The 12,264-nt window shown below is 67.8% G+C and carries 10 protein-coding genes; 4 read left to right on the top strand and 6 right to left on the bottom strand.

The window, feature by feature from the left end; genetic code table 11:
- Positions 1–111: 111 nt before the first annotated feature.
- A complete protein-coding gene (locus RTY13_RS17275) occupies positions 112–648 on the bottom strand; it encodes a pyridoxamine 5'-phosphate oxidase family protein (RefSeq protein WP_312785373.1) in 537 nt (178 codons plus the stop codon).
- A 97-nt stretch (positions 649–745) separates the two neighbouring features.
- On the opposite strand from RTY13_RS17275, the gene RTY13_RS17270 reads away from it, so the two are divergent.
- Positions 746–1,126 (top strand): hypothetical protein, encoded by a 381-nt coding sequence (locus tag RTY13_RS17270; protein ID WP_312785372.1) that lies wholly within the window; start codon positions 746–748, stop codon positions 1,124–1,126.
- A gap of 79 nt (positions 1,127–1,205) precedes the next feature.
- Positions 1,206–1,949 carry a helix-turn-helix domain-containing protein gene (locus RTY13_RS17265; protein WP_312785370.1) on the top strand — a complete coding sequence of 248 codons (744 nt, stop codon included), beginning with the start codon at positions 1,206–1,208 and terminating at the stop codon, positions 1,947–1,949.
- 258 nt (positions 1,950–2,207) lie between these two features.
- Here RTY13_RS17265 and cydX read toward each other — a convergent pair whose 3' ends face one another.
- The 3 genes from cydX to RTY13_RS17250 are packed head-to-tail and all read right to left on the bottom strand — an operon-like array spanning position 2,208 to position 5,089.
- Positions 2,208–2,327: a cytochrome bd-I oxidase subunit CydX gene (cydX, locus tag RTY13_RS17260; protein WP_181543479.1), complete on the bottom strand. Its 120-nt coding sequence runs from the start codon at positions 2,325–2,327 to the stop codon at positions 2,208–2,210.
- A 22-nt stretch (positions 2,328–2,349) separates the two neighbouring features.
- Positions 2,350–3,498: a cytochrome d ubiquinol oxidase subunit II gene (cydB, locus tag RTY13_RS17255; RefSeq protein ID WP_312785365.1), complete on the bottom strand. Its 1,149-nt coding sequence runs from the start codon at positions 3,496–3,498 to the stop codon at positions 2,350–2,352.
- A 25-nt stretch (positions 3,499–3,523) separates the two neighbouring features.
- Entirely contained in the window at positions 3,524–5,089 is a 1,566-nt protein-coding gene (locus RTY13_RS17250; protein ID WP_312785395.1) for a cytochrome ubiquinol oxidase subunit I, read from the bottom strand.
- A 218-nt stretch (positions 5,090–5,307) separates the two neighbouring features.
- Between RTY13_RS17250 and cydD the strand changes: the two genes are divergently transcribed.
- Together cydD and RTY13_RS17240 are read left to right on the top strand one after the other, a co-directional pair.
- Complete coding sequence (gene cydD / locus RTY13_RS17245; RefSeq protein WP_312785364.1) at positions 5,308–6,924, top strand: thiol reductant ABC exporter subunit CydD; 1,617 nt, start codon at positions 5,308–5,310, stop codon at positions 6,922–6,924.
- A gap of 11 nt (positions 6,925–6,935) precedes the next feature.
- On the top strand, positions 6,936–8,582 hold the full coding sequence (locus tag RTY13_RS17240) for an ATP-binding cassette domain-containing protein (RefSeq protein ID WP_312785363.1): 1,647 nt from the start codon (positions 6,936–6,938) through the stop codon (positions 8,580–8,582).
- 278 nt (positions 8,583–8,860) lie between these two features.
- Here RTY13_RS17240 and RTY13_RS17235 read toward each other — a convergent pair whose 3' ends face one another.
- Both RTY13_RS17235 and RTY13_RS17230 read right to left on the bottom strand, forming a co-directional pair.
- Positions 8,861–10,183: a hemolysin family protein gene (locus RTY13_RS17235; protein WP_312785362.1), complete on the bottom strand. Its 1,323-nt coding sequence runs from the start codon at positions 10,181–10,183 to the stop codon at positions 8,861–8,863.
- A gap of 298 nt (positions 10,184–10,481) precedes the next feature.
- Complete coding sequence (locus RTY13_RS17230) at positions 10,482–12,053, bottom strand: ATP-binding protein (protein ID WP_312785361.1); 1,572 nt, start codon at positions 12,051–12,053, stop codon at positions 10,482–10,484.
- Positions 12,054–12,264 lie beyond the last annotated feature (211 nt).

The raw sequence follows: 12,264 nt of genomic DNA, 5'->3' as shown, positions 1-12,264 counted from the left end.
CCGTGAGCAAGCTCGACGGCGCTAACCTCGCCAGAGGGGCGCATATGCCTGACGGCCGAACGCATTTCAAGGGGCGTTTCACGATAACCGTCGATAGATGCGCAGCTTTGTTCAGAACAGCCGCGCTACGGCGCTGGGTTCATAGCTGACGCCGTGCACGACCCGGTCAGGATCCCCGATCGAGAAGGTCTGGGCGCGGCTGCGGCCGTCCACCACGGCCACGGCTTCGACCAGTTCGGGAATCACCTTCACCACTGCCACCGAGTCGCCGCCGGGGGCGTAGGGGCTGACGTCCGGCGAGCGGGCGATGATCAGGTCGTTCAGACGCTCGACCTCGTCGCCGTCGGTCACCTCTTCGGCGCGACCGTCGATGGAAACGCCGACGGCCTCGCCCTCCCCCGCCTCGCCGCGAATGGCCACGCCGACGCGCGGGTCTGCGGTGATGTTGCGCAGCTTCTCGCTGTCGCGCGCCGTGACGAAATAGAGGTTCAGCCCGTCGTTCAGATAGCCGAGGGTGGCGGCTTGAGGGCGGCCGTCAGCGCGGTTGCAGGCCAAGGTCATCAGGCGCTGGGCGTTCAGCAGTTTGAGGATCGCCGCCACCGCCGCGCCGTGAATCGGCGTCGGGTTGGCATAGTCTGAAACGCTCATGGCCTGTCCTCCGTATTCGCGGATCGTGCTGCGGGCGCGGCAGGATCACCTTGACGCAGATCAATGTAAATCAGCCGACGCCGGGCGAAATGGTTCCATGACCGAGCCCCGCCTGATGCCGGACGCCCCGCGCCTGGATGTCGTTCCCCTGACCGAGGCCGAGGCCCCCGCCGAGTTCGCCCTGGCGCAGCTGTGGCGCCCCGACCTCGGACCCGATCAGTGGCGGGCCTTCCTTCGGGACTGGCGCGCCGCCCCCGACAGTCGCGGCATCCTCAGCGCCCGCACCCAGCGCGGCGGCGTCCTGGGCTTCGTCAGCTGGTGGCGCCAGCCGGATCTGGAATACGGCGAGACCCTGTGGGCCGGTCCCTTCGTGGTGCGGGAAATGGGGGTACGGCCTCTGGTGCGACAGAGCCTGGCCGTCGAGCTGACCGCCCTGGCCCACAAGCTGGGAGCCAGGCTGCGCTACGCCGAAGACTAGGCGCTAAGCCTAGGACAGCCTGCCCACTTCGAAAGCGGTTCCCGTTCAGCTAGGCTGCGGCGGAATGCTGGAGCCGACCATGACCGCCTGCACCGCCGCCCTGGCCGAAGCCTCGGACGTTCGTCTCGAAGACATCCACCCCTGCGCGACCTGCGGAGCGCGGCCTCTGGGCGTCTGCGCCGACCTGAAGGGTCATGAGTTGCAGAGCATGGCCTGCGCCAGCGAGACCGTGTCGGCCCAGCCGGGTCAGGCCCTGTTCCATGAGGGCGATCCCAATCCCTTTGTCTTCAACGTCGTCGACGGGGCGGTGAAGCTGTATCGCCTGCTGCCCGACGGGCGGCGCCAGATCACCGGTTTCCTGTTCCAGGGCGACTTTCTGGGTCTGGGCGGGCGCGGGCCGTCCAGCTTCACCGCCGAGGCCCTGACGCCGCTGAGCGCCTGCCGCTTCCGGCGCGGTGACTTCGATCAGTTGCTGAACGCCCTGCCCGCGCTGGAGCACCGCCTGGTGGCCATGGCGGGCGACGAGCTGATGGCGGCGCAGGAGCAGATCGTGCTGCTGGGCCGCAAGACAGCGCGCGAACGCATCGCCAGCTTCCTGACCCGTCTGTCGGCGCGGCAGGTGCATCTGGGCGGCGCTGAGGGCCGCGTCCACCTGCCCATGACCCGCCTCGACATCGCCGACTACCTGGGCCTGACCATCGAGACGGTCAGCCGGGTCTTCACCCAATTCAAGACCTCGGGCCTGATTCAGCTGCTGCCGAACAACGAGGTGGCCCTGCCCGATCCTGCGGCGCTGAAGGCCCTGGGCGAAGGCGCAGGCTGACTGGGCCGCACTTCGGGGCGCCTCGGCCCCGGCCTGTCCGCGAACCCGCCAGCCCTCCGTTCAACCGTCAGCATCCCCTCCCGCCGTCATCCTCGAGCTTGACCCGAGGGTCGGGTTGTCCAGCCGCGCGACGCCAAGCCCGAGGATGACAGGGACTTGTGGGGTGACGATGAACTGTCAGCGACGGTGGAAACTCACACCCCACGAAAAAGCCTCCCCGACCGAGATCGAGGAGGCTGATTGCATTGAACGATAGAGTCAGGGCTCTGAGCGCCCCTCGTCCCCTTCGTCGAACAGGCGGAACTCGTGCCAGAGGCCGTTCAGGACGCCGAAGGCCACCGCCAGGCCGAGGCCCAGGATCCAGGCGAAATACCACATGGGATGATCTCCTTTCGCGGGATCAGTAGAGGTCGGGGTTGGTCTTCAGCGCCGCCGTGCTCGAGCGGCCCCACAGCACCTTGTAGACCCAGGCGGTGTAGAACAGGACGAAGGGCAGGAAGACCGCCACCACGATGAGCATGATGAACAGGGTCGTGTGGCTGGACGAGGCGTTCCAGACGGTCAGGCTGGACTGGGCGTTGATCGAGCTGGGCAGGATGAAGGGGAACATCGACAGACCGACCGTCGAGATGATCCCCACCGCCGAGGCTGACGAGCCGCCGAAGGCCAGGGCCGCCGACTTGCGCCACATGCCCAGCAGGCCGATCACGGCGCCGGCGAAGCCCAGGACCGGGGCGATGACCATCCACGGATAGCGGCCGTAGTTGTCCAGCCAGGCGCCGGGCGCGGCCTCGACCGCCGTGCGCAGGGGGTTGGAGACGCCGCCCGTATCGACCGCGCCGGTGATACGGAAGCCCATGTCGCCGAAGGCCACCAAGGCGCCGCCGACCGCGAACAGGACCAGGCTGGCCAGACCGGCGGCCGTACCGATGGCGCGGGCGCGTTTCAGCACCACGCCTTCCTCGCCCTTGACCGACAGCCAGGCCGCGCCGTGCAGGACCAGCATGGAGACGGACAGCAGGCCGCAGATCAGGGTGAAGGGGGTGAACAGGCCCAGCAGGCTGCCTTCGTAGAAGCTGCGCAGATCGCTATCCAGACGGAAGGGCGCCCCCAGCAGGACGTTGCCGACCGCGACGCCGAACACCAGGGCCGGGACAAAGCTGCCGATGAACAGGCCCCAGTCCCACATGGAGCGCCAGCGCGCCTCGGGCCTCTTGGAGCGATACTTGAAGGACACAGGCCGCAATATCAGCGCCGACAGGACCAGGAACATGGCCAGGTAGAAGCCCGAGAAGCTGACCGCATAGACCTGCGGCCAGGCGGCGAAGATCGCCGCGCCGCCGACGATGAACCAGACCTGGTTGCCTTCCCAGGTCGCGCCGACGGTGTTGATCACCATGCGGCGTTCTTCATCCGTCCTGGCGACGAAGGGCAGCAGGGCGCCGACGCCCATATCGAAGCCGTCCGTCAGGGCGAAGCCGATCAGCAGCACGCCCAGCAGTCCCCACCAGATCAGGCGGAGGGTGGTGTAGTCGAGGGGGAGTTCCATCTCTCTTTTCCTTCAACGACCGGGGTCAGGCGACCGCCGGTTCGCCTTCCGTGCTGGCGTCGGCTTCGCGGGCTTCCTGTTCGGCGAACGGACCCTTCTTGATCGTGCGGAGGATCAGGCTGACCTCCACCACGGCCAGGGCGCCGTAGAGCAGGGTGAAGCAGACGATCGTGGTCCACAGTTGCGGCACGCTGAGGCTCGAGGCGCCGAGGAAGGTCGGCAGGACGCCCTCCACGGCCCAGGGCTGACGACCCACCTCGGCCAGGACCCAGCCGGACTCGATGGCGATCCACGGCAGGGGAATGGCCAGGACGGCCAGACGCAGGAACCACTTGGTTTCATGCTTGCGCAGGGTGCACAGGACGAAGGCGGTGGCGAACAGGCCGATCATCAGGAAGCCGATCCCGGCCATGATGCGGAAGACCCAGAACATCAGCGGCACATTGGGCACGGTGTCCCAGGCGGCCTGCTTGATCTGCTCCGGCGTGGCCAGACGCGGATCGGCGACATAGCGTTTCAGCAGCAGGCCATAGCCCAGGTCGTTGCGCACCGATTCAAACTGGGCGCGGGCGGCCATGTCGGTGTGGTCGGCCTTGACCTTCTCCAGGGCGTCATAGGCGACGACGCCGCGCTCGATGCGGTCCTCGGCCACGGCGACCAGCTCAAGAATGCCGATCACCGGCTTGTCGATGCTGCGGGTCGAGATCAGGCCCAGGACATAGGGGATCTTGACCTCGAAATGGGTGTGACGGTCTTCCAGGCTGGGCAGGCCGAAGGCGGTCAGACCGGCGGGCGCCGGTTCAGTGCGCCACATGGCTTCCAGGGCGGCCAGCTTCATCTTCTGGTTGTCGGTCAGGGCATAGCCCGACTCATCGCCCAGAACCACGACCGACAGCGACGACAGCAGACCGAAGGCGGCGGCCACGGTCATCGACCGCTTGGCGAAGCCGACGTGCTTGCCCTTCAGCAGATAGAAGGCCGAAATGCCCAGCACGACCACGGCGGCGCAGACATAGCCGGCCGACACGGTGTGAACGAACTTGGCCTGGGCCACCGGGTTGAAGATCACCGCCATGAAGTCGGTGACTTCCATGCGCATGGTGTCGGGGTTGAAGGCGGCGCCGACCGGGTTCTGCATCCAGCCGTTGGCGGCCAGGATCCACAGGGCCGACAGGTTGGTGCCCAGGGCGACCATGAAGGTGACGAACAGGTGGGCGTGGGGCTTCAGCTTGTCCCAGCCGAAGAACATCAGGCCGACGAAGGTCGCCTCCATGAAGAAGGCCATCAGGCCCTCGATGGCCAGCGGCGCCCCGAAGATGTCGCCGACATAGTGGGAGTAGTAGGACCAGTTCATGCCGAACTGGAACTCCATGGTCAGGCCCGTGGCCACGCCCAGAACGAAGTTGATGCCGAACAGCGTGCCCCAGAAGCGGGTGATCGTCCGCCAGATGGGCCGCCGCGTCATCACATAGATGCTCTCCATGATGACCAGCATGAAGGAGAGGCCCAGTGTGAGGGGCACGAACAGAAAGTGGTATAGCGCCGTCAGTGCGAACTGAAGGCGCGACAGGTCTACGACCGCCAGGTCGATCATGGGCTCAGGCTCCTGACCGCCAGCCCCCATCGACCGGCGTTCGACTATAACCTAAGGCAACGCTCTTGGGCGCGCCTTGATCCTGATCAAAGCCCAGACGCGACGACTCGCTCTAGACGGCGTTTCGCCCAAGGCTGTTTCGTCACAAGGACGATTCGCCCAATGCGCCTTCGCGCTGGTCTATGTCTGTTCGCGCGGACGGAGCAGGAGAGACGATGACGGCCCAGCCGATCGAAGCAGACGCCAATCCGGCCCAATGGCTGAAGACGGCGCTTGCCCCGCGCAAGCGGATCATGGCCCTGGCCAGCGGGCTGGTGATCGCCGACGCGGTTCCGGCCGTAGGGTTCGCTGCGGGTCTGGGTCTGGCGGTCGGCGCCCTGCCGCAAGGCTTCAGCCTAGCCCTGCCCGGCGCCGCCCTGGCGGTCGCCGCCCTGCTGGTGCGCGGCGTGCTGGCGCAATGCGCCACCGTCGTCGCCGCCCGCGCCGCCCGCGCCGTCAAGGGCGACCTGCGGCGTCAGGTCCTGAACGGCGCCTTCTCAGGCCGCCTGTCAGACGCCGAGACCATGACCGCGACCGTCGAGGGGGTTGAGGCGCTGGACGGCCATGTCTCGCGCTTCCTCCCCGCCCGCATGGCCGCCGCCGTGACGCCGCTTCTGCTGATCGCCGTCGCCGCCGTGGTCAGCCCCTTCACCGCCGGCATCCTCATCTTCACCCTGCTGCCCTTCGTCATCGGCATGGCCCTGACCGGCATGGCGGCCGGGGCCGAGAGCCGCCGTCAGTTCCAGGCGCTGGAGCGGCTGTCCGGCCTCTTCCTCGACCGCATCCGCGCCCTGCCCGCCATCCTGGCCTTCCAGGCCGAGGCGCAGCAGACGGCGGTGATCGCCCGCGCCTCCAACGACCTCGCCCGGCGCACCGGCAAGGTGCTGAAGATCGCCTTCCTGTCCTCGGCGATTCTGGAGTTCTTCTCGGCCCTGGCGGTCGCGCTGGTCGCCGTCTATTGCGGCTTCAACCTGCTGAAGCTTCTGCCCTTCCCGGCGCCCGAGCAACTGAGCCTGACCCGGGCCTTCTTCCTGCTGGCCCTCGCGCCCGAGGTCTATGCGCCGATGCGCCGCCTGGCCGCCGCCTATCATGACCGCCAGGCCGCCGAGGCCGCCGTGCCCAGCCTGAGGGCCTTGACCGAGGACGCAGCCCCCGTAGCGGCGCGCCCGGCGGTTCCCGCCGGCGCCCCGGCCATCACCTTTCGTGACGTCGCCATCGCCTATGAGGCGGGCGCGCCCGTCCTGACCGGGTTCGATCTGGAGATCGCGCCGGGCGCCACCGTGACCCTGCTGGGGGCCAGCGGATCGGGCAAGAGCAGCCTGTTGCACCTCTTCCTCGGCCTGTCGCCGCTGACCGGCGGCGAGGTCGAGGTCGGCGAGGCGCGCCTGTCGGAGCATCCCGACCTGACCGGCTGGGTCGCCTGGGCCGGGCAGGCGCCGGTCGTGGCGCCCGGAACCCTGGCCGAGAACATCGCCCTGGCCTGGCGCGGCGCCTCCTCGTCGCGCGTCATGGAGGCCGCGGCCCGCGCCGGCTTCACCGGCGACCTGGATCGGCTCATCGACGAGCGCGGCGGCGGTCTGTCGGGCGGCGAGCGGCGGCGGCTGGGTCTGGCCCGCGCCTTCCTCAAGCCTGCGCCGATCCTGCTGCTGGACGAACCCACCGCCAATCTGGACGCCGCGTCGGAGGCCGCCCTGCTGCCGATCATCCGCGCCGCCGCCGAAGGCCGCACCACCCTGATCGCCACCCATTCCGAGGCCGTCGCCGAACTGGCCGACGTTGTGGTGCGGCTGTGAACGTACCGAACATGTCCGGCGTCGCCCGCCTCAAGTCCCTGATCCGGGCGCAGGAGCGCCGTCAGGGTGCCCGCCTTCTGGCCGCCTCCGTCTGCGCCGCCCTGGTGTCCGCCGCCGCCGTCCTGCTTCTGGGCGTGTCCGGCTGGTTCATCACCGCCTCGGCCCTGGCCGGTCTTGCGGGGTCCCTGGTGGCCCACAGCTTCAACTTCATGGTGCCCAGCGCCCTGATCCGCTTCCTCGCCATCGTCCGCACCGGCTCGCGCTACGGCGAGCGCATCACCGGCCATGACGCCGCGCTGAAGGCCCTGGCCGTCTTGCGTCCTCAGCTGTTCGAGGGCGTCGCGCGCGGCCCCGCAAGCCGCGCTCTGACGTTGGCGGGCGGCGAAGCCTCCTCGCGGATGGTTCAGGACGTTGACGCGGTTCAGAACCGCTTCGTGCGCCTGTCCGCGCCCTGGGGCGCCGCCGCCGGTCTGATGGCCGGGCTCGGCCTGGCCCTGCTGACCGGCTGGACGACCGCCGTCGCCATCGCAGCCGCCGCGCTGCTCGGCGTTATCGCCGCCGCCCTCGTGGGTCGCTGGCTGGCCGACCCGGCGGGTCGCGCGGTGCAGGCCGCGTCCGGCGATCTGAAGACCCAGTTCGCCGCCCTGGCCGCCGCCGCGCCGGAACTGCAAGCCTATGGCGTCAAGCCCTGGGCCGAGGATCGTCTGGCCGAGAATGGCGCGGTGCTGGAAGGCGCGACCGAACATCTGGCCTCGGCCGGCGGCTGGATCATGCTGACCCAGTCGGTCGCCATGGCCCTGGCCGTGGTCGGGGTGATGGCCACTGCCGGGGCCGCCTCCCCGCCCCTGATCGCCCTGGCGATTCTGGCTGCCGTCACCACGGTCGAGAGCGCCGGCGCCCTGCTGACCGCCTTCCGCCACAACGGCGCGGTCGAAGCGGCGGTGGACCGGCTGGGCGAACTGCTGGAAGCGGCTCCGGCCGCGTCAGCCACACCCGTCAGCCCGGCCATCGGCCTGCCGTCCGCCAATCTGGCGCTGACGCCGCCGCAGCGTCTGGCCGTGACCGGGCCGTCAGGAGCCGGCAAGACCACCCTGATCGAGCGCTGGATGCACCTACGCACACCCCTGCCCGGCGAAGCGACGCTGGGCGGCGTCGATGCCGCCGCAACCGCCCCCGACGCCGCGCGCGCCCTGTTCGCCTACGCCCCGCAGCAGGCCGTGCTGCTGGCCGGCACGGTGCGAGAGAACCTGAAGCTGGCCCTGCCGGGCGCCGATGACGACGCCCTGTGGGCCGCGCTCGAAGACGCCGATCTCGCTGACCGCATCCGTGCGGCGCCCGCCGGTCTGAACGCGCCTCTGGGCGAGAACGGCGCCCGCCTGTCGGGCGGCGAACGTCGTCGCCTGGGCCTGGCCCGCGCCTATCTGCGTCCCGCGCCCTGGCTGGTGCTGGACGAACCCACCGAAGGTCTGGACGCCGCCACCGAGGCGCGGGTGCTGGAACGGCTGGCGCAACGCCTGGAACGCACCGGCCAGGGCCTGATCCTGATCAGCCATCGCCCCGCGCCTCTGGCTCTGTGCCACCAACACCTGACGGTGACGGGCCTGGCGCCGTCCGGCGTGGTTCAGATGGCGCCGCGAAGGGCCGCGACGACGGCCTGATCCCTTCGCGTGCCTTTGATCTCCATCAAGGCGAAGCCATCCGCAAACGGCTTTGCTGGGATCAAAGGAGACACCCCATGCCCGCAGACGTCGTTCCCGTCATCGCCGCTATTGTTTCGGCCTTCCTGGTCTTCATGGCCGCCCTCGGATTCGCCTCGGTGTGGAGCAACATGGGCGACAAGACCAAGAACTGACGCCCCTGGACCATGCATGAAAAAGCGCACGCCCGCTGACCGGACGTGCGCTTCTTCGTTTTGAGTGAGCGGCTCGCCGCCCGATCAATCCGTGTCGGTGGGGCCGCTTCCCTGCCCCGGGATGATCGCCCGGAACAGCAACTTGTCGATCCGGCGATCGTCCATATCCAGCACCTCGACCTCGAACCGCCCCAGTTGCAGGATTTCGCCCTCGTGCGGCAGCCGCGACAGGTGGTGCAGCACCAGCCCGGCGACCGTATGGAAGCTCTCGTGCTCGCCGAAATCCTCGCCCAGTTCGTCGCCCAGCTCGTCCAGATCCGCCTGACCGTCCACGGCCCAGGAGCCGTCCTCGCGCTTGCGGATCGACAGGTCCTGCTCGTCGTGGCTCTCGTTGAAATCGCCGGCGATCATCTCCAGCAGGTCGGTCGCCGTGACCACGCCTTCAAAGGCGCCGTATTCATCGACCACGAAGGCCATGTGGACCTTTGAGCCCTTCAGGATCTCCAGCGCCTTCAGCACCGAGGTCGACTGCGGAATGAAGGCCGGCTCGGCGACCAGCTTTTCAATGTCGTAGGAGCCGTCGGTCAGCAGGGCGTCCAGCAGGTCCTTCTTGTGGACCACGCCCAGGGGGTTATCGATGTCGCTCTCGCGCGCCACCACGATCCGCGAATAGGGGCAGGTGCGGATTTCCTCGCGCACGACCTCCTCGGGGTCGTCCAGGGCGATCCAGAAGACCTCGTGGCGCGGCGTCATGGCCACGCGCACGGCGCGGTCGCCCAGGCGCAAGATTTCCTCGATCATCACCTGTTCTTCAGGCTCGATCAGACCGGCGGACGTGCCTTCGGCCAGAATGCTCTCGACCTCTTCCTGGGTGACGTCCGAACCGTCGCGGTCCTTCACGCCCATGACCTTGAGGATGCCCGAGGTCGAGGCCGTCAGCAGCAGGACAAAGGGCTTCATCACCAGGGCCATGGTCGAGATCGGCGCCGCCATCTTCGAGGCGATCGTCTCGGGGAAGATCAAGGCCAGACGCTTCGGCACCAGTTCGCCGACGATCAGCGAAACATAGGTGATCAGCACGACCACCAGGGCCGTCGAGGCGATCTCGGAATAGGGCGCGAAGGCCGGGAAGCTGGTTTCCAGGATGCGGTCCAGTTCACCCGCGATGGTCGCCTGACCATAGGCGCCCGCCAGAATCCCGATCAGGGTGATGCCGACCTGAACCGCCGAAAGGAACTGCGTCGGCTCTTCAGACAGCTTCAGGGCCGTCCTGGCGCCGCGATCCCCGCGTTCAGCACGACTTTGGAGCTTGGATTTACGCGATGAAACGACCGCAAGCTCGGTCATGGCGAACAGGCCGTTCAGCACCACAAGCAGCAGCACGACGGCGATAGCGATGGTCAACATCGAAAGGGGAAAGACCCGCGGCGCGGCGCGACAACCGGCGTCCGCGCGGCGACAATAAGGCCGATCGCCCTGCTACGCCAGCATTTGATTGCCTAGAAGGTGCGTCCGACCCCAATCGAGCCATAGGCGCCCGACGAAGCTCGCCCTTCAGGATCGGGCGCCGACGCGCAGGCGCTCATGCCAATGATGGTGCCGATGAACAAACCCAGCCGGATCGCGCGCCGCATCTATGGTTACCCATTTCTTAACAACCAGCAGCAACGTCACGGCGCGGCCGCGGTTCCGCCAGACGATTCAATCAGGCGGCGATCTCCGTACGCGACCAAGCCTCAGCCGCCGCTGCGCCGTGGCGCAGGCCGGCCAGCAGGATTTCCAGCGTCACCGGCTTGGCGACCAAGGCGTCCGCCCCCGCCCTCATGGCCCGTTCATGGTGGGCGTCCGTCGTATTGGCCGTCAGCATGACTATGGGCGTGCGTCGCCGCCCTTGCTGGACCTCATGCGCACGAATCTCGGCGATGGCGCTTAGCCCGTCCATGACCGGCATCTGCATGTCCATCAGGATCAGGCTGAAGTCGCCGCCCAGAAAACGGTCCACGCCCTCGCGCCCGTTGTCCGCCGTCACGATGCCAAAGCCCAGGGGTTCCAGCAGGCAGCGCACCACCATCTGATTGGCGAAATTGTCCTCGACCAGCAGGATCTGCGACGCCTCGGCCGCCAGACCGCCATCCCCTTCTTCCGTGCCATCCACCGTCTCTGACAGCCTCTCGATGGGCAGGACGACTGTGAACAGACTGCCTTCGCCCGGCGTGGACGCAGCCGTGATCCGCCCCCCCATCAGTTCCGCCAGGGAACGGCAGATCGACAGGCCCAACCCCGTACCGCCAAACTCACGCGAGATGGTGTCATCGGCCTGAACAAAGGGATGGAACAGGCGCGCCGCCGTTTCAGGATCAAAGCCGATCCCCGTGTCCTGCACCTCGATCCGCAACTGATCCCCAGCGCCGTCAGTCGTCAGATCGACCCGCACCTCGACCGTCCCGGTCGGCGTGAACTTCACGGCGTTCGACACCAGATTGGACACGATCTGGGTGATCCGCACGCCGTCGCCGAGCACCCTTCCCGACGCCGCTTCCGAAAACGCCACCGACAAGGTCACGTCGCGCGGCTCGGCCGTCGCCGTCCGCATCTCCACAACCGCCGCGATGTCAGCGCGCAGGTCGAAGGGCGCCGGGGTCAGGCGGAACTGACCCGCCTGCATCTTGGACAGGTCCAGCATGTCGTCCAGCACCCGCCGCAGAGAATCGCCCGCACCGGTGATCAGAGACAGCATCTGCGCCTGTCGGTTCGTCAGCGACGTATGCGCCAGGGCCGAGGCCAGACCCAAGACCGCGTTAAGCGGCGTGCGCACCTCGTGGCTGATGTTGGCGAAGAAGCGGTCGCGCGCCTGGGCGGCGCGGCGCGCCTCCTCCTGCGCAACCTCAAGAGCCTTCAGAGCCCGAATGTGGTCCGAAACCTCGAACCGGATCGCGGTATAGGTCTCGGGGCGCCCGTCTTCGCCGAGGTTCGGCACGATGGTGGTGTCGACCCAGTACATCTCGCCGTTCTTGTTGCGGTTCTGGATCGTGCCGCGCCAGACGGCGCCGCCGGCGATGGTCCGGTACAGATTCTGGAAGAAGGCGCGCGGATGGTGGCCGGAGTTGACCAGCCTGTGGTTCTGCCCGACCAGTTCGGCACAGTTGTAGCCGCTGACGTCGGCGAACTTCTGATTGCAGTACAGGATCTCGCCGGCGCGATCCGTGATCGCCACGATCGCCGCTTCGTCCAGCGCGCCGGACAGGCCCGCACGGCGCGGCCAATCAATGTCAGTCATGCTTATCCCTTTCGCAGGGAAGCCATGCGCCGACATCGCCGTCGCTTCGTTAATATCGATGATTTTCAATGCATTATGGTCAAGCCAGAACCAAGTTTTGACCCAGATCAATCTCCCCACGAGGACCCGCGCAGGGCTCGCGTCCGCCGTCCTGTGGGCCGCATGCAGAAACGGCCCCCGGATTGCTCCGGGGGCCGCTCTGTACGCTTTA

Origin of the sequence: Brevundimonas sp. (genome assembly GCF_032055285.1) — a bacterium.
GTDB lineage: Bacteria > Pseudomonadota > Alphaproteobacteria > Caulobacterales > Caulobacteraceae > Brevundimonas.
This window is presented reverse-complemented; position numbering and strand designations above follow the sequence as displayed.